The 17,003-nt window shown below is 67.8% G+C and carries 15 protein-coding genes and 1 riboswitch; of the genes, 11 read left to right on the top strand and 4 right to left on the bottom strand.

The genetic code is table 11. From position 1 onward, the window contains the following. Positions 1-36 precede the first annotated feature (36 nt). Together ABTZ94_RS29140 and ABTZ94_RS29145 are read right to left on the bottom strand one after the other, a co-directional pair. Positions 37-1,503: a hypothetical protein gene (locus ABTZ94_RS29140; RefSeq protein WP_351205041.1), complete on the bottom strand. Its 1,467-nt coding sequence runs from the start codon at positions 1,501-1,503 to the stop codon at positions 37-39. 138 nt (positions 1,504-1,641) lie between these two features. Then, the gene (locus ABTZ94_RS29145; RefSeq protein WP_351205043.1) at positions 1,642-1,839 is read right to left on the bottom strand and encodes a hypothetical protein; all 198 of its coding nucleotides are present in this window, start codon (positions 1,837-1,839) and stop codon (positions 1,642-1,644) included. A 160-nt stretch (positions 1,840-1,999) separates the two neighbouring features. Here ABTZ94_RS29145 and ABTZ94_RS29150 point away from each other — a divergent pair, with 160 nt between their 5' ends. Beyond that, on the top strand, positions 2,000-2,974 hold the full coding sequence (locus ABTZ94_RS29150) for a carbohydrate kinase family protein (RefSeq protein WP_351205045.1): 975 nt from the start codon (positions 2,000-2,002) through the stop codon (positions 2,972-2,974). Between the two features lie 14 nt (positions 2,975-2,988). Here ABTZ94_RS29150 and ABTZ94_RS29155 read toward each other — a convergent pair whose 3' ends face one another. Continuing rightward, a complete protein-coding gene (locus tag ABTZ94_RS29155; RefSeq protein WP_351205047.1) occupies positions 2,989-4,371 on the bottom strand; it encodes a cysteine desulfurase/sulfurtransferase TusA family protein in 1,383 nt (460 codons plus the stop codon). Between the two features lie 351 nt (positions 4,372-4,722). Here ABTZ94_RS29155 and ctaC point away from each other — a divergent pair, with 351 nt between their 5' ends. The 4 genes from ctaC (at position 4,723) to ABTZ94_RS29175 (ending at position 9,194) form a co-directional block, all read left to right on the top strand. Continuing rightward, positions 4,723-5,685, top strand: coding sequence for an aa3-type cytochrome oxidase subunit II (gene ctaC, locus ABTZ94_RS29160; protein WP_351205049.1), 963 nt, complete (start codon positions 4,723-4,725; stop codon positions 5,683-5,685). Continuing rightward, positions 5,682-7,418 (top strand): aa3-type cytochrome oxidase subunit I, encoded by a 1,737-nt coding sequence (ctaD, locus tag ABTZ94_RS29165; RefSeq protein ID WP_351205051.1) that lies wholly within the window; start codon positions 5,682-5,684, stop codon positions 7,416-7,418. The genes ctaC and ctaD overlap by 4 nt, the downstream gene beginning before the upstream one ends. Continuing rightward, positions 7,415-7,813: a cytochrome c oxidase subunit 4 gene (locus tag ABTZ94_RS29170; protein ID WP_351205053.1), complete on the top strand. Its 399-nt coding sequence runs from the start codon at positions 7,415-7,417 to the stop codon at positions 7,811-7,813. The genes ctaD and ABTZ94_RS29170 overlap by 4 nt, the downstream gene beginning before the upstream one ends. 118 nt (positions 7,814-7,931) lie before the next feature. Continuing rightward, positions 7,932-9,194, top strand: coding sequence for a L,D-transpeptidase (locus tag ABTZ94_RS29175; protein WP_351205055.1), 1,263 nt, complete (start codon positions 7,932-7,934; stop codon positions 9,192-9,194). A 46-nt stretch (positions 9,195-9,240) separates the two neighbouring features. Here the strand turns inward: ABTZ94_RS29175 and ABTZ94_RS29180 are convergent, their stop codons facing one another. Then, positions 9,241-9,642, bottom strand: coding sequence for a DNA-binding transcriptional response regulator (locus ABTZ94_RS29180; RefSeq protein WP_351205057.1), 402 nt, complete (start codon positions 9,640-9,642; stop codon positions 9,241-9,243). A 187-nt stretch (positions 9,643-9,829) separates the two neighbouring features. Here ABTZ94_RS29180 and ctaE point away from each other — a divergent pair, with 187 nt between their 5' ends. The 6 genes from ctaE to ABTZ94_RS29210 all read left to right on the top strand — a co-directional run bounded on the left by ctaE (position 9,830) and on the right by ABTZ94_RS29210 (position 16,956). Next, positions 9,830-10,450 carry an aa3-type cytochrome oxidase subunit III gene (gene ctaE, locus ABTZ94_RS29185; RefSeq protein ID WP_351205059.1) on the top strand — a complete coding sequence of 207 codons (621 nt, stop codon included), beginning with the start codon at positions 9,830-9,832 and terminating at the stop codon, positions 10,448-10,450. A 62-nt stretch (positions 10,451-10,512) separates the two neighbouring features. Then, on the top strand, positions 10,513-11,322 hold the full coding sequence (qcrC, locus tag ABTZ94_RS29190; RefSeq protein WP_351205061.1) for a cytochrome bc1 complex diheme cytochrome c subunit: 810 nt from the start codon (positions 10,513-10,515) through the stop codon (positions 11,320-11,322). Then, entirely contained in the window at positions 11,319-12,371 is a 1,053-nt protein-coding gene (qcrA, locus tag ABTZ94_RS29195; protein ID WP_351205063.1) for a cytochrome bc1 complex Rieske iron-sulfur subunit, read from the top strand. The genes qcrC and qcrA overlap by 4 nt, the downstream gene beginning before the upstream one ends. Continuing rightward, positions 12,368-14,017: a cytochrome bc1 complex cytochrome b subunit gene (qcrB, locus tag ABTZ94_RS29200; RefSeq protein WP_351205065.1), complete on the top strand. Its 1,650-nt coding sequence runs from the start codon at positions 12,368-12,370 to the stop codon at positions 14,015-14,017. Before qcrA ends, qcrB begins: the two co-directional genes overlap by 4 nt. Positions 14,018-14,139: 122 nt before the next feature. Next, positions 14,140-15,204, top strand: coding sequence for an anthranilate phosphoribosyltransferase (trpD, locus tag ABTZ94_RS29205; protein ID WP_351205067.1), 1,065 nt, complete (start codon positions 14,140-14,142; stop codon positions 15,202-15,204). A gap of 83 nt (positions 15,205-15,287) precedes the next feature. Next, positions 15,288-15,405: riboswitch (SAM riboswitch) on the top strand. 174 nt (positions 15,406-15,579) lie between these two features. Then, positions 15,580-16,956 carry an aminotransferase class V-fold PLP-dependent enzyme gene (locus ABTZ94_RS29210; RefSeq protein WP_351205069.1) on the top strand — a complete coding sequence of 459 codons (1,377 nt, stop codon included), beginning with the start codon at positions 15,580-15,582 and terminating at the stop codon, positions 16,954-16,956. Positions 16,957-17,003: the final 47 nt, after the last annotated feature.

Consider the following 17,003-nt stretch of genomic DNA (forward strand, 5'->3'; position numbering starts at 1 on the left):
CCCGGATTCCGGGGCCGCCGCCGTTGTCGTACACCGTCAGGCGCGGGGCACATCGCCGCCCGACGCCGCGTCGACCACCGTCCGGTCGCCGAGCGGGGCGTCCAGCGTCACCGTCCGGGTCAGCTCCTTGGCGATCATGATGCAGACCTTCTTCTCGGCCGGCTTCGACTCCGCCACCGTCACCCGCACCGTGTTCCCGTCCTCGGTCGCGCTCACCGCGTACTTACTGCACACCCCGCCCCAGAACGTCACCGACAGGGTCCGCCCGTCGGCGTTGTACGACAGGATCTGCCGCGGGGACCCCTCGGCGTTCCCCGGGGGCGGGGTATTCGCGGACGATGCGTTCTGCGCCAGGTACGCGGGGTCCACGGCGATCTGCGATACGGTGCCACCCGTACCGCCCGCGGCCGGCCGCACCGAGAAGAGCCAGGACGGTACGAGCGTCTGCTTGCCCGCCACGTACTGCTTGGTCAGCCCGAAAACCGCCTTGTCGACCGTCACGGTCGTCGTCGGCCGCTCCGCCCCGGTCCGCGTCCCGCAGTGGACCTCCGGCGACTTCAGGCCGTCTTGCAGCGGTACGGGAGTCGCACACCCGCCGACGTCCACGCGCCCGCCCGTCCGGGGCGCCGCCCCGTTCAGCTGCTTCAGCGCCTCGCCCGCGCTGATCACCGGATAGCTGTCACCCTTCTCCGGCACCTTCAACTGTCCACTGCCGCCGACCACTTCACCGCCCGAACCCACTTGGATCCCGGTCGACCAGCCGTAGGTGGGAAGTCCGTCCACCACCGGGTCGGCGTTCACCACCCGTACCGAACCCATGAGTTGGCGGGCGTCGAGGGTGGAGTCGTCCTGCCCCGCCGCCTTCAGGACCGGTGTCGCGGCAGCCCTGGCGGTACTCTCGCTCACCGGGGAGCCGCTGCCGTCCGGGGGCAGTTTCTTGCTCGAACAGGCCGTGGCGCTCTCGCAGTTGTCCGTACCGCCGGAGCCGTACCGGGCGAAGCTCCAGGTGCCCGGAGCCTGCTTGTTCACCCGGAGGAGCGGGCCCGAGCCGTCCCCGTCGGCCCCCACCTTCCAGGACGCGCCCTCCGCCCGCGGCGTGCCCTGCACCCCCAGTGCCTTCGCCAGCCGGGCCACCTCCGCCTCGGTGACCGTTCCCTCCCCTCGGTGCACCGCGGCCGTACGCGGCCCCTCGGGCAGCTTGCCGGACGCGCGGTAGACGACTCGGCCGCCGTTCGGATCGGGCTCACCGATCGCGATGCCTCGGGAGGGCCCGTCGGGTGCCGTCGGGGCGCCTGCGCGCCCGTCCAGGGGTAGCGGGGGAGGGGTGCGCTCCGCACTGCCCGCCGCACTGTCACTGCTCCTGCCGTCGCCGTCCGCGGCGGTCGCGGCCCAGTACGCACCGCCGCCCCCGGCCAGCAGTACGGCTGCCGCCACCGAGGCCACGGCGAGCGGCGAACGCCGCCGGGGGCCGGTCACGTCGTTGTCGGGTCGCTCGGTGCTCACCGGATCGCTCCTTCGCCTGCATCGCCGCCACAGGCCGTTACCCGGCCTGCCGTCCGTCCCGCGGATGGGGACAACGGTGGGACGGGGCACAGGAGCACACGGTTCCCTCAGGGGTGTCGGACGCGATCGGTGCCGGTCTCAGTCGCCGTATTCGGACATGGCGTCGATCAGCCGGGCGGACGCGGCGGGCACGGTAACCCCGTGAACCAGGGACGGCGCCACCCGAACGGGGGCAGACTTCGCGGGGACCACCCAGTGCGGAGCCATCCGGGCGCAGTCACCGCGCAGCTCGGCCAGGCTGATCTCGGACTCGCGTGTGGCGCTGTGGTTCGACATATCCGCACCGTAGGCACCGCACGCCTCAGGAAGAAAGCCCTACTATCGGGTAGTTTTTCCCTCTTCAGGGCGAGTGCGGGGAACGGGTAGCGTGAACTGTCACGCCGCCCCGGGAACGCAGTCACCCGTTCCCCCCGATCTCCGCAGGAGCAGTCTCCCCGTGCGAATCGCAGTCACCGGCTCCATCGCCACCGATCACCTCATGACCTTTCCCGGCCGTTTTGCCGACCAGCTGGTCGCGGATCAGCTGCACACGGTCTCGCTCTCCTTCCTGGTCGACAACCTCGACGTGCGCCGGGGCGGTGTCGCCGCCAATATCTGTTTCGGCATGGGTCTGCTGGGCACGAACCCGATCCTGGTCGGTGCAGCGGGCTCCGACTTCGACGAGTACCGCGCCTGGCTCGACCGCCATGGTGTCGACACCGGTTCGGTCCGGATCTCCGAGGTCCTGCACACCGCCCGCTTCGTCTGCACGACGGATGCCGACCACAACCAGATCGGCTCCTTCTACACGGGCGCGATGAGCGAGGCCCGGCTCATCGAGCTGAAGGCCGTCGCTGACCGCGTCGGCGGCCTCGACCTCGTCTCGATCGGCGCCGACGACCCCGAGGGGATGCTCCGCCACACCGAGGAGTGCCGCTCCCGCGGAATCCCGTTCGCCGCGGACTTCTCGCAGCAGATCGCCCGGATGGACGGCGACGAGATCCGGATTCTCCTCGACGGCGCCACGTACCTCTTCTCCAACGAGTACGAGAAGGGGCTCATCGAGTCCAAGACCGGCTGGAGCGACGAGGAGATCCTGGCCAAGGTCGGCCACCGGGTCACCACGCTGGGCGCCCGCGGTGTCCGGATCGAGCGGACCGGCCAGGAGACGATCGAGGTCGGCTGCCCGGAAGAGGAGATCAAGGCCGACCCGACCGGCGTCGGCGACGCCTTCCGGGCCGGTTTCCTCTCCGGTCTCGCCTGGGGCGTCGGCCTGGAGCGCGCCGCCCAGGTCGGCTGCATGCTCGCCACCCTGGTCATCGAGACGGTCGGCACCCAGGAGTACACCCTGCGCCGCACCCACTTCATGGACCGCTTCACCAAGGCGTACGGCCACGACGCCGCCGCCGAGGTCCGCACCCATCTGGGCTGATCCGGAGAAGCACCTCAGGTCAGCCGGCGGACCACATAGGCCGAGCCACGGTCCGCCGGCTCCTCGCCCACGTACTCCTGCTCGCGCATCGCGCACCAGGCCGGGATGTCCAGGCGCGCCGCCTCGTCGTCGGAGAGCACGGTCACCGTCCCTCCCGGCGGTACCTCCCCGATCACCTTTGCGAGCTCGATCACAGGGATCGGACAGCGCTTCCCGAGGGCGTCGATGACCAGGGACGCGGTCAGGGCAGGGGAGCGGGGCGCCGAAACGGGCGCCCCCAGCCTCTCCCGCACCTCTGCCACCACCCGGGGCAGCACGTCCAGGAAGCGCTCGACCTCCTCGTCCGCGGTGCCGGACGGCAGTGACACCCGTACGTTCCCCTCCGACAGCACCCCCATCGCCCTGAGCACATGGCTCGGCGTGAGCGTGCTGCTGGTGCAGGACGAACCGGATGACACGGAGAATTCGGCCCGGTCCAATTCGTGGAGCAGTGTCTCTCCATCGACATAGAGACAGGAGAAGGTCACCAGATGCGGCAGCCGCCGCACCGGATCACCGACCACCTCCACATCGCTCACCAGCTGCGGCACCCGGGCCCTGATGCGGTCCACCAGGGCCCGCAGCCGCACGGACTCCGCCGCCGCCTGCGCCCGCACCGCCCGCAGCGATGCCGCCGCGGCCACGATCGCCGGAAGGTTCTCGAAACCCGCGGCCCGCCCCGATTCCCGTTCGTCGGCCGGCCCCTGGGCCGCGAACCGCACCCCCTTGCGTACCGCCAGGAGCCCGACACCCGAGGGCCCGCCCCACTTGTGGGCGCTGGCCGCCAGCAGCGACCAGCCGTCCGGCACGGGCCCCCAGCCCAGTGACTGTGCGGCGTCCACCAGCAGCGGCACTCCCGCCGCCCGGCAGGCCTCCGCGACCTCGGCCACCGGCTGCTCGGTGCCGACCTCGTGATTGGCGGACTGCAGACATGCCAGCGCGGTGTCCTCGCGCAGCACATCCGCGTACGCCGCCGCGCTCACCGCCCCCGACCGGTCCACCGCGACCTCGGAGACCGATCCGCCCTGCGCCTCATGGGCCGCGGCCGAATGGAGCACCGACGAGTGCTCCACCGCGGAAACGACCAGATGGCGGCCGGTACGCCGTCGCCCCGCGAGAGCCCCGGAAATTCCGGAGTGCACCGCTCGCGTCCCCGAAGGAGTGAACGTGAGCTCGTCCGGACGGCACCCGACGGCCTCCGCGGCGGTCTCCCGGGCCGCGTCCAGCAACAGCCGGGCCCGCCGCCCCTCGCGGTAGAGCCTGGCCGGGTCGGCCCACCCCTCGTCCAGCGCGGCAAGCAGCGCCTGGCGTGCGACGGGGTGCAGGGGAGCGGAGGATGCGGCGTCGAAGTAGGGCACACGACCACGCTAGTGCCCCTCCCGGCAAGCTGTGCCCCGTCGCGCCGCCCAGCACGCACGCTCCCTACGGGGCAGACATTGCCGGTCACGGCACTGGCCCGCGCCGGGCCCGCACCCGGGGACGGGCCGCCCGCCCAGTCAGGAGAGAGGGCGTCAGATGATGGCCGGAGGCCCGTATTCCACCCCTTCGGGGAGTCGGACGGCGCGTTGGGCACCCTCCCCGCGCGACCCCAAATAGCGTCCAGTAGGGTTTGGTCCGCATAAACATCCAAACCCCTGCTCGCGTCAGGGAGCGACCGACCAGACAACGGCCGCGCCTATGCGCGGGCGAGACTCTCGGGAAGGCGCTACGTGAGTCCCAACGGCTCCGACCGCTCGTCGCGGCGCCCGATGCGGCGGAAGCTGCCGCAGGTGCTGACTGCGGGCCTGATCCTGGCGACCGCAACCGGTTGCACATACAAGGACTTCCCCCGCCTTGGTATGCCTACGCCGGTAACGGAAGAGGCACCACGGATCCTTTCTCTCTGGCAGGGCTCGTGGGCGGCAGCGCTCGTCACGGGCGTGCTGGTCTGGGGTCTGATCCTGTGGAGCGTCTTCTTCCACCGGCGCAGCCGCACCAAGGTCGAGGTTCCTCCGCAGACCAGGTACAACATGCCCATCGAGGCGCTGTACACAGTGGTCCCTCTGATCATCGTCTCGGTGTTCTTCTACTTCACCGCGCGCGATCAATCGAAGCTCCTCACTCTCTCCCCGAAGCCTGCCCACACCATCAACGTGGTCGGCTATCAGTGGAGCTGGGCCTTCAACTACATCGAGAACGTGGACGGCTCGGCCGCCACGGGCAGCGAAACCTCCAAGGAGCTCGACGCCATCCCCAACCGGTTCCGGGATGAATTCCCCAAGGGTGCCGAGGGTGTCTACGACTACGGCATCCCGGGCACCCGGAACCCGCAGAACGGCAACCCGGGTCCGACCCTGTGGCTGCCGAAGGGCGAGAAGGTCCGCTTCGTTCTGACTTCGCGTGACGTCATCCACTCCTTCTGGGTGGTGCCGTTCCTCATGAAGCAGGACGTCTTCCCGGGCCACACCAACGCCTTCGAGGTGACTCCCAACCAGGAGGGCACCTTCATGGGCAAGTGCGCCGAGCTCTGCGGCGTCGACCACTCCCGGATGCTCTTCAACGTCAAGGTCGTCTCCCCGGAGCGCTACCAGGCGCACCTCAAGGAGCTGGCGAAGAAGGGCCAGACGGGCTACGTGCCGGCCGGCATCGAGCAGACTGACCCGGCCAGGAATGCGGAGACGAACAAACTGTGAGCATCCTCAACGAACCTCAGGGTGCCGCGGCAGCAGACGACTCGTACGAGGACGAGCTGCCGGTCCGGCGCAAGCAGCCGGGAAACGTCGTCATCAAGTGGCTGACCACCACTGACCACAAGACGATCGGCACGATGTACCTGGTCACTTCGTTCGCGTTCTTCTGCATCGGCGGTCTGATGGCGCTCTTCATGCGCGCCGAACTGGCCCGTCCCGGCACGCAGATCATGTCGAACGAGCAGTTCAACCAGGCGTTCACGATGCACGGCACGATCATGCTGCTGATGTTCGCGACGCCGCTGTTCGCCGGATTCGCGAACTGGATCATGCCGCTGCAGATCGGTGCGCCCGATGTGGCGTTCCCGCGGCTGAACATGTTCGCGTACTGGCTGTACCTCTTCGGCTCGCTCATCGCGGTGGCCGGCTTCCTCACCCCGCAGGGTGCGGCCGACTTCGGCTGGTTCGCCTACTCCCCGCTGACCGACGCGGTCCGCTCGCCGGCCATCGGCGGCGACATGTGGATCATGGGTCTGGCCTTCTCCGGCTTCGGCACGATCCTCGGTTCGGTCAACTTCATCACCACGATCATCTGCATGCGTGCCCCTGGCATGACGATGTTCCGTATGCCGATCTTCGCCTGGAACGTCCTGCTGACCGGTGTGCTGGTCCTGCTGGCCTTCCCGGTCCTCGCCGCCGCGCTCTTCGCGCTGGAGGCGGACCGTAAATTCGGTGCGCATGTATTCGACGCGGCCAATGGCGGGCCATTGCTCTGGCAACACCTCTTCTGGTTCTTCGGCCATCCAGAGGTGTACATCATCGCTTTGCCGTTCTTCGGAATCATTTCCGAGATCATTCCGGTGTTCAGCCGGAAGCCGATGTTCGGTTACATCGGTCTGATCAGTGCCACGATCGCCATCGCGGGTCTTTCCGTGACGGTGTGGGCGCACCACATGTACGCCACCGGCGGTGTGCTGTTGCCGTTCTTCTCCTTCATGACGTTCCTCATCGCGGTACCCACCGGGGTGAAGTTCTTCAACTGGATCGGCACGATGTGGAAGGGGTCCTTGTCCTTCGAGACACCGATGCTCTGGGCCGTCGGCTTCCTGATCACCTTCACCTTCGGTGGTCTGACCGGCGTGATCCTCGCGTCGCCCCCGCTGGACTTCCACGTCACGGACTCGTACTTCGTCGTCGCGCACTTCCACTACGTCATCTTCGGCACCGTGGTCTTCGCGATGTTCGCCGGATTCCACTTCTGGTGGCCGAAGTTCACCGGCAAGATGCTGGACGAGCGGCTCGGCAAGATCACGTTCTGGACGCTGTTCGTGGGCTTCCACGGCACGTTCCTGGTGCAGCACTGGCTGGGTGCCGAGGGCATGCCGCGTCGTTACGCGGACTACCTCGCCGCAGACGGCTTCACCGCGCTGAACACGGTCTCGACGATCTCCTCGTTCCTGCTCGGCCTGTCGATGCTGCCGTTCTTCTACAACGTGTGGAAGACGGCCAAGTACGGCAAGAAGATCGAGGTCGACGACCCGTGGGGCTACGGCCGCTCGCTGGAGTGGGCGACCTCCTGCCCGCCGCCGCGGCACAACTTCCTCACGCTGCCACGGATCCGTTCCGAATCCCCGGCGTTCGACCTGCATCACCCGGAGATCTCGGCGCTCGAGCAGCTGGAGCACCACTCCGCGGATGACAAGGCCCTCGCCGGCGGCAAGGAGACGGGCAAGTGAATATCCAGGGCAAGATGTTCCTCTGGCTGAGCGTCTTCATGCTCGCCATGGCCATCACGTACGGCGTGTGGTCGAAGGAGCCGGCCGGTACCACCGCGCTCGTCCTGGGCTTCGGCCTGAGCGTCATGATCGGCTTCTACCTCGCCTTCACGGCGCAGCGGGTCGACGCCATGGCTCAGGACAACAAGGAAGCCGACATCGCGGACGAGGCCGGCGAAGTGGGGTTCTTCGCCCCGCACAGCTGGCAGCCGCTCTCGCTGGCCTTCGGTGGTGCCCTCGCCTTCCTGGGCATCGTCTTCGGCTGGTGGCTGCTCTACTTCTCGGCCCCGATGATCCTGATCGGTCTGTTCGGCTGGGTCTTCGAGTACTACCACGGTGAGAACCGCACCCAGTGACAGTGAGTCACCGCTCCACCTGACGGGGGGCCTGTACTTCTTCATCAAAAGAAGTACGGGTCCCCCGTTTGCAGTCATATTTCGCGCTAATAGGGATGAACCTCCATAGCGTGAGTTCATGAACCACACGCCGCGCTTTTGCCCCGTAGCGAGTTGCACCCTGCTGGTCGTGACCCTGGTCGCAGGTGTGGCCGCCTGTGGAGGGTCCAGGAGCCACCCGCTCGCGGCGAAACCGTACGACGCGGTGGACGAGATCTCCTTCAACGCCCCCAAGGGCGACGAGAAGGCCGACTCCGACAAGCCGCTCGAAGTAGCCGTCAACGGCGACGACGGCCGGATCACGGACGTGTCGGCCGTGGACGCGATCGGGCGCCATCTGGCCGGCGAGCTCGACGCCGACGGGAGGCGCTGGCACTCCACCTCCCCGCTCGCCGCCGGCACCCGCTACACCGTCCGGGTCAGCATGGAGGACGACGACGGCGACCCGGGCAGCCACACGCTGTCCTTCGAGACCGCCTCCGCCAAGGCCAAGAAGCTCCTGAACGTCACCTTCGGCCCTCAGGCGGGCACCTACGGCGTCGGACAGCCCGTCACAGCGGAACTCAGCGCTCCGGTCAAGGACAAGGCGTCCAGGGCCATCGTGGAGCGCGCCCTGCGGGTCCGCTCCACGCCCGCTGTGACCGGCTCCTGGTACTGGGTCGACGACAAGATCCTGCACTACCGCCCCAAGGACTACTGGCCCGCCAAGGCCACCATCGACGTCACCGGCGGCCTGGCGGGCATCAAGGTCACCGACAAGCTGTACGGAGCCCCCACGAAGGCGCTGAAGCTCACCACGGGCGACCGTGTCGAGGCCCTCACCGACGCCGCCGCGCACACGATGACCGTCAAGCGCAACGGGAAAGTGATCAACACCATTCCGGTGACCACCGGCAAGCCCGGCTTCTTCACCCGAAACGGCGTCAAGGTCGTGCTGAGCAAGGAGTACTCCGTACGCATGCGCGCCGAGACGATCGGCATCGCGGAGGGCTCGTCCGACTCGTACGACCTGCAGGTCTACTACGCGGCCCGCGTCACCTGGAGCGGCGAGTACGTGCACGCGGCCCCCTGGTCCACAGGTTCGCAGGGGTTCGCGAACGTCAGCCACGGCTGTACGGGCATGAGCACCAGCCTGGCCGAGTGGTTCTACAACACCGTGCGCCCGGGCGACATCGTCCAGGTCGTCGGCAGCGAGGGCGAGATGATGACGCCGTTCGACAACGGCTACGGCGACTGGAACCTGCCCTGGGCCAAATGGCAGCAGGGCAGCGCGCTGCAGAAGAACGACGCCCCGGACCGCACGGACACGATCCAGGCGGCGAGACTGCGCCCCGAGGTCTGACCGACCCCGGGGAGTGCGCTGCCCCTCAGCGGAACGGCGGCAGGCCTCAGGCGTCCACGCAGTCCCTGCTGCGCAGCAGAGCGGCCAGGGCGTCCGCGAACTCGACCGGTTCGACCGGCAGGGTCACCGCGGCGTCCGCGCGGCTCCAGGTGGCCAGCCAGGCGTCCTGCGGGCGCCCGATCAGCAGCAGTACGGGCGGGCAGTGGAAGATCTCGTCCTTGATCTGCCGGCAGACGCCCATGCCGCCCGCGGGTGACGTCTCGCCGTCCAGCACACAGACATCGATGCCACCGTTGTCCAGCGCCTCCAGGACGGCCGGCAGGGTGGCGCACTCAAGGAACTCCACCGGTGGCACGTCGGCCGCGGGCCTGCGCCCGGCTGCCAGCCTCACCTGCTCACGGGTGTTGGCGTCGTCGCTGTAGACCAGGACCGTGGCGGTCGGCTGCATTGTTCCTCCGTGACATCTGTGTCTTCGGGGCTTTCCGGGCATGAACCGATGCGCGGATCGTACTCCGCCCGATGGCCTGTCAGTACCGTCCGGGACAGCGGATTCATGGGCCGTTCGGGGAAGGCACACCCTGTTGACACACCGAACGGCACCCCCCGGAGTGAGGGCGGGATAAGGGACCGACATAATGTCGGTCGTGGCGACAGCAACGACAGTAGAAACCGGGCACGCGCACCCGTCGGTCAATCGACCGAACCTCACCAGCGTCGGAACCATCATCTGGTTGAGTTCCGAGCTGATGTTCTTCGCGGCCCTCTTCGCGATGTACTTCACCCTGCGATCGGTGATGGGACCGGATCACTGGAAGGAAATGGCTTCGGCCCTGAACTTCCCGTTCTCCGCGACGAACACCACGATCCTGGTGCTCTCCTCACTCACCTGCCAGCTCGGCGTCTTCGCCGCGGAGCGGGGCGACGTGAAGAAGCTCCGTACCTGGTTCGTGATCACTTTCGTGATGGGTGCGATCTTCATCGGAGGCCAGATCTTCGAGTACACCGAGCTGGTGAAGGAGCACGGCCTCTCGCTGTCCTCCGACCCGTACGGCTCGGTGTTCTACCTGACGACCGGCTTCCACGGGCTGCACGTGACAGGCGGTCTCATCGCCTTCCTGCTCGTTCTGGGCAGGACATACGCAGCCAAGAGGTTCACCCACGAACAGGCCACCGCTGCCATCGTCGTGTCCTATTACTGGCACTTCGTCGATGTCGTATGGATCGGCCTCTTCGCCACGATCTACATGATCAAGTAACCGGGCTCGAACCCGAACCACATCCAGCATCGACGCAGAAGATCCTGACACCGGGGTAATCCGTGAAAAAGCTCTCCGCACGACGACGCCATCCGTTGGCGGCGGTCGTCGTACTACTCCTCGCGCTGGCGGCCACTGGGGGGCTGTACGCCGCGTTTGCGCCCGTGAGTAAGGCGCAGGCCGACGACACCGCCCAGTCCCTCGCCATCGATGAGGGCAAGAAGCTGTACTCCGTCGGTTGCGCCAGCTGCCACGGAACCGGCGGTCAGGGCACCACCGACGGGCCGAGCCTGGTCGGCGTGGGCTCCGCCGCCGTGGACTTCCAGGTCGGTACGGGCCGTATGCCGGCGCAGCAGCCGGGCGCCCAGGTACCGAAGAAGAAGGTCATCTACAGCCAGGCCGAGATCGACCAGCTCGCGGCGTACGTCGCGTCGCTCGGCGCCGGTCCGATCGTTCCGACCAAGAATCAGGTCAGTCCTGACGGTGCGGACATCGCCAAGGGTGGCGACCTGTTCCGTAACAACTGCGCCCAGTGCCACAACTTCACCGGTGAGGGTGGTGCGCTGTCGAACGGCAAGTACGCGCCCAGCCTTGAAGGCGTGGACCCGAAGCACATCTACGAGGCCATGCAGACCGGCCCGCAGAGCATGCCGTCCTTCCCGGACACGACGATGCCCGAGCAGCAGAAGCGGGACATCATCGCGTACGTCCAGACCGTGAACGGTGACCAGACGGCAAACCCGGGTGGTCTCAAGCTGGGTGGCCTGGGGCCGGTCAGCGAGGGCCTGTTCGCCTGGATCTTCGGGCTCGGCGCACTGATCGCAGTTGCCATTTGGGTCGCGGCCCACACCGCTAAGGCCAAGAAGTCATGAGTAGCCAAGAGATTCCAGACGAGAACCTGCCCGCTGAGCAGGACCACGCGCATGGCGCGGTAAAGGTCGCGGACGACCCGTTCGCCGACCCGGGGCTGCCGGCCCACAAGCCGCGCATCCAGGACATCGACGAACGGGCCGCGAAGCGCTCCGAGCGCGCCGTCGCGTTCATGTTCACGCTGTCCATGCTGGCGACGATCGGCTTCATCGCCTCGTACGTCATCTTCCCGGTCGACAAGATCGTGTACATCTGGCCCTTCGGCCATGTGAGCGCGCTCAACTTCTCCCTGGGTCTGACCCTGGGCGTGGCCCTCTTCGCGATCGGCGCCGGTGCCGTCCACTGGGCGCGCACCCTGATGTCCGACGTGGAGGTAGCCGACGACCGGCACCCCATCGAGGCCGAGCCCGAGGTCAAGGCGAAGGTCCTCGCAGACTTCGCGGCAGGTGCCGAGGAGTCCGCGTTCGGCCGGCGCAAGCTGATCCGTAACACCATGTTCGGCGCGCTGGCCCTGGTGCCGCTCTCCGGTGTGGTGCTGCTGCGCGACCTCGGTCCGCTGCCGGAGAAGAAGCTCCGCAACACCCTGTGGGCCAAGGGCAAGCAGCTCATCAACATGAACACGATGGAGCCGCTGCGTCCCGAGGACGTCGCCGTCGGTTCGCTGACCTTCGCCATGCCCGAGGGCCTGTCGGAGCACGCGGAGGACTTCCAGAACCAGATCGCCAAGGCCGCGCTGATGATCATCCGTATCGAGCCGGAGAACATCAAGGACAAGCGCCAGCGCGAGTGGGCCCACGAGGGAGTCGTGGCCTTCTCCAAGATCTGCACCCACGTCGGCTGCCCGATCAGCCTGTACGAGCAGCAGACGCACCACGTGCTCTGCCCGTGCCACCAGTCCACCTTCGACCTCTCCGACGGCGCCCGCGTCATCTTCGGTCCGGCCGGTCACGCTCTTCCGCAGCTGCGGATCGGTGTGAACAGTGAGGGCAACCTCGAGGCGCTCGGTGACTTCGAAGAGCCCGTCGGTCCTGCATTCTGGGAGCGCGGATGAGTACTGCGACCACGAACACATCCGGTGCTGCCGCACCGGGCAATCGCAAGGCGCCCGCCGGTGAGCGGGTGGCCGACTGGGCGGACGGCCGGCTCGGGATCTACTCCCTGGCCAAGTCCAACATGCGCAAGATCTTCCCGGACCACTGGTCCTTCATGCTCGGTGAGATCGCTCTTTACAGCTTCATCATCATCATCATCACTGGTGTGTATCTGACGCTGTTCTTCCAGCCGAGCATGGGCGAAGTCGTGTACCACGGCTCGTACGAGCCGATGCAGGGCATCCGGATGTCCGAGGCCTACGCCTCGACGCTGGACATCAGCTTCGACGTCCGCGGTGGTCTGCTGGTTCGCCAGATCCACCACTGGGCCGCGCTGATCTTCCTGGCCGGCATGTTCGTGCACATGATGCGCGTCTTCTTCACGGGTGCGTTCCGCAAGCCGCGTGAGATCAACTGGCTGTTCGGCTTCCTGCTGTTCGTGCTGGGTATGTTCACCGGCTTCACCGGCTACTCGCTCCCGGACGACCTGCTCTCCGGTACGGGTGTCCGCTTCACCCAGGGCGCGATCCTGTCGATGCCGGTTGTCGGCACGTACCTCTCGATGTTCCTGTTCGGCGGAGAGTTCCCCGGTCACGACTTCGTCGGCCGGTTCTACTCGATCCACATCCTGCTGCTGCCGGGCATCATGCTCGGCCTGCTGGTGGCGCACCTGATCCTGGTCTTCTACCACAAGCACACGCAGTTCGCGGGTCCCGGCCGCACCAACAAGAACGTCGTCGGCATGCCGCTGCTGCCGGTGTACATGGCGAAGGCCGGTGGCTTCTTCTTCCTGGTCTTCGGCATCATCGCCATCATCGCGGCCATCGCCTCGATCAACCCGATCTGGGCCATCGGCCCGTACCGCCCGGACCAGGTGTCCACCGGCGCACAGCCCGACTGGTACATGGGCTTCGCCGAGGGTCTGATCCGAGTGATGCCTGGCTGGGAGATCAACCTCTGGGGCCACACGCTCGTCCTGGGTGTGTTCATCCCGCTGATGGTCTTCGGACTGGTACTCGCGGTCATCGCGGTCTACCCGTTCATCGAGTCCTGGATCACCGGGGACAAGCGCGAGCACCACATCCTGGACCGCCCGCGCAACGCTCCGACCCGGACGGCCTTCGGCGTCGCCTGGATCACCGAGTACGTCGTCGTCTTCATCGGCGGTGCCAACGACCTGTGGGCCACGCACTTCCACCTGTCGCTGAACGCCATCTCCTGGTTCGTCCGGATCTTCATCTTCGCCGGCCCGATCATCGCGTTCATCGCCACCAGGCGGATCTGCCTGGGTCTCCAGCGCCGTGACAAGGAGAAGGTGCTGCACGGGCGCGAGTCCGGCATCATCAAGCGCCTGCCGCACGGTGAGTTCGTCGAGATCCACGAGCCGCTCAGCCCCGAGCAGCTGCACACGCTCACCGCGCACGAGCAGTACAAGCCGGTCGAGATCGGCCCGACGGTCGACAAGAACGGTGTCGAGCGCAAGGTGTCCGTACTGCAGAAGCTGCGGGCCAGGCTCAGCAAGGGCTACTACGGCGAGAACAACCAGATCGCCAAGCCCACCGCCGAGGAGTACAAGGAGATCACCAGCGGCCACGGTCACCACTGATCGCCTGAACTGATCGCCACAGCAGGAGCCCCGTCCATCCGATGGACGGGGCTCTTCGCTGTCCGCGGCGCTCGATAGGGTGGGGGCAACCCCCTTTTATCTGTGGACCCCAGGAGCGGACCATGAACGTTGTGACCCCGGTCGGCGGCGACAGCGTGGCGGACCGTTCCTGGCCCGGCGTGCTGAACCCGCTGCTGCGCGGCGAGAACCTGACCGCGGACGACACCGCATGGGCGATGGACCGCATCATGAGCGGTGAGGCGACCGATGTACAGATCGCCGGGTTCGCGGTGGCCCTGCGGGCCAAGGGTGAGACGGTCGACGAGGTGTCCGGCCTGGTGCGCGCGATGTACGAGCACGCCAACACCATCCACGTACCCGGTCGCACGGTCGACATCGTCGGCACCGGCGGCGACCTCGCCAAGACGGTCAACATCTCCACGATGTCGGCGATCGTCATCGCGGGTGCCGGCGCCAAGGTCGTCAAGCACGGCAACCGCGCCTCCTCGTCGGCGAGCGGTTCCTCCGACGTGCTGGAGAGGCTCGGCGTCAATCTGGAGCTCAGTGCGCAGCGGGTCGTCGAGGTCGCCGAGGCGGCGGGCATCACCTTCTGCTTCGCGGTGAAGTTCCACCCCGCCCTGCGCTACGCCGCCAGGGCCCGCAAGGAGCTCGGCGCCCCGACGACGTTCAACATCCTCGGGCCGCTCACCAACCCGGCCAGGGTGCGCTCCCAGGCCATCGGCGTCGCCGACCCGCGGATGGCGCCCATCGTCGCCGGTGTCCTCGCCGAGCGCGGCAATTCGGCGCTGGTCTTCCGTGGTGACGACGGTCTGGACGAGTTGGCGACGACCTCGACCTCACGCGTCTGGGTGGTCCGGGACGGATCGGTGCGCGAGGAGGCGTTCGACCCGCGCGACGTCGGTCTGGAGCTGGTGCCGGCACAGGCGCTGCGCGGCGCCGACGCCTCGTACAACGCGGAGGTGGCCCGCCGGGTGCTGGCCGGCGAGCGAGGGCCCGTACGGGAGGCCGTGCTGCTCAATTCGGCGGCGGCGCTGGTCGCGCTGGACCCGACGGACGGCACGCTGAACGAGCAGCTCGCCGCCGGGATCGAGAAGGCCGCCGAGTCCATCGACTCGGGGGCGGCCCGGCAGGCGCTGGAGCGCTGGGTGGCGGTCAGTAACGCCTGACCGGACGGAATGTGGCGCGGGGCGCGGTCCAGATCTCGGACCGCGCCTTGCGCGTTGACGTACGTATGGCAGGATGCTGGGCAGGTCATGAGTGACAGCGACTACGGCCCCGGCCCGCTGTCCGGCAACCCTCCGTCCGTGGCGGGGTGCCCCGGGTGAAGACCAGGCCGTAGGCAGCGAGGTCTGCGGCAAGCGCGGGCCCCTCGGCATCTGTGAATGCCAGCCCCCGGGGTCCTGGTCCCTAGGGAGTCTCTTGTGAGCACGCGAATGCGATAGGGCTTCTCGGCCCTTCTCCGCACACCCTTCTTCACTTTCTGCTGCGTCGACGCGTATCCGCGGCGCATGCAATTCGCCTGCGTTTTACGGGAGTTCGCCATGTCTGCCTTCACCGCTGCCGCCAACCAGTCGCTTTGTGCGCCTTTGCCGGTTCTGGGTAAGGATGTAACGGTTCCACTGGTCACGGGTGGTGAAGTCACGTACGCCGCTCTCGACTACGCCGCCAGTGCCCCGGCCCTGCAGCGCGTCTGGGACGACGTCGCCGCGTACGCCCCGTACTACGGCAGCGTCCATCGCGGCGCCGGGTACCTCTCGCAGCTCTCCACGGACCTCTTCGAGAACAGCCGCGCGACTGTCGCGGAGTTCCTCGGCTGCCGCGCCGAAGACCAGGTGATCTTCACCCGCTCGACCACCGACTCACTCAACCTGCTGGCCGCCGTCATTCCCGCCGACTGCCAGGTCTTCGTGTACGAGACCGAGCACCACGCCTCGCTGCTGCCGTGGCGCGACGCCCGGGTGACCTACCTGAACGCCCCGCGCACCCCGGCCCAGGCCGTCCAGACGCTGGAGCGGGCGCTCGCCGACCGTGATCCCTACGGCCCCGCGCTGGTCTGTGTCACCGGCGCCTCCAACGTCACCGGCGAGCTGTGGCCGGTCAAGGAGCTGGCTGCTGCCGCGCACGCGCACGGTGCCCGGATCGTGCTGGACGCCGCGCAGCTCGCCCCGCACAACCCCGTCGACATCGCCGAGCTGGACGTCGACTGGGTCGCCTTCTCCGGACACAAGCTGTACGCGCCGTTCGGCTCGGGTGTGCTCGCGGGCCGGGCCGACTGGCTGCAGGATGCCGAGCCGTACCTGGCCGGTGGCGGCGCCTCGCGCAAGGTCGCCCGCCGCACCGACGGCGGTGTCGACGTCGAGTGGCACTCCACCGCCGCCCGCCACGAGGCCGGTTCTCCCAACGTCATCGGCGTGTACTCCATCGCCTCCGCCTGCAAGGCGCTCACGGAGGCGGGCCTCGAGAACCTGGTCGCCCGGGAGCAGCGCCTCGTCACCGCGGTCCGGGCCGGTCTCGCCGACGTCCCCGAGGTCAAGGTGCTCTCGCTGTTCGGCGACGACGCTCCGCGGGTCGGCGTCATTTCGTTCGTGGTGGAGGGCTGGAACAGCTCGCACTTCGCCGCTGCGCTCTCCGCCGAGTACGGAATCGGGGTCCGCGACGGACTGTTCTGCGCGCACCCGCTGGTCCGCACCCTGCTGGGCAGCGGCCCGCAGGAGGTCGGCGAGTGCGGTGCGCCCGAGGCCGGGCCGGGCGAGAGCTCGCTCAACGCGATCCGGGTGAGCTTCGGCGCCGGTACGCCGGACGAGCACATCGAGCGATTCGTCCGGGCGGTCAAGGAGCTGGTGAGCAAGGGCGCCCAGTGGAAGTACCGCACCGAGGACGGCCGCTGCGTCCCGGACCGGGGCGCAGCGCAGCTCTGACGGGCGCGTAACACTTCGGCGGGGGACGGGCGGCCGAGCCCGTCCCC

The organism is Streptomyces sp. NPDC002785, assembly GCF_040295565.1.
In the GTDB taxonomy this organism is placed as follows: Bacteria; Actinomycetota; Actinomycetes; order Streptomycetales; family Streptomycetaceae; genus Streptomyces.

Coding starts and splice junctions, on each gene's coding strand:
- ctaE (WP_351205059.1), top strand. CDS start 9,830: ATGTCGGTCGTGGCGACAGCAACGACAGTAGAAACCGGGCACGCGCAC.
- ABTZ94_RS29210 (WP_351205069.1), top strand. CDS start 15,580: ATGTCTGCCTTCACCGCTGCCGCCAACCAGTCGCTTTGTGCGCCTTTG.
- ABTZ94_RS29175 (WP_351205055.1), top strand. CDS start 7,932: ATGAACCACACGCCGCGCTTTTGCCCCGTAGCGAGTTGCACCCTGCTG.
- trpD (WP_351205067.1), top strand. CDS start 14,140: ATGAACGTTGTGACCCCGGTCGGCGGCGACAGCGTGGCGGACCGTTCC.
- ABTZ94_RS29145 (WP_351205043.1), bottom strand. CDS start 1,839: ATGTCGAACCACAGCGCCACACGCGAGTCCGAGATCAGCCTGGCCGAG.
- qcrB (WP_351205065.1), top strand. CDS start 12,368: ATGAGTACTGCGACCACGAACACATCCGGTGCTGCCGCACCGGGCAAT.
- qcrA (WP_351205063.1), top strand. CDS start 11,319: ATGAGTAGCCAAGAGATTCCAGACGAGAACCTGCCCGCTGAGCAGGAC.
- ABTZ94_RS29180 (WP_351205057.1), bottom strand. CDS start 9,642: ATGCAGCCGACCGCCACGGTCCTGGTCTACAGCGACGACGCCAACACC.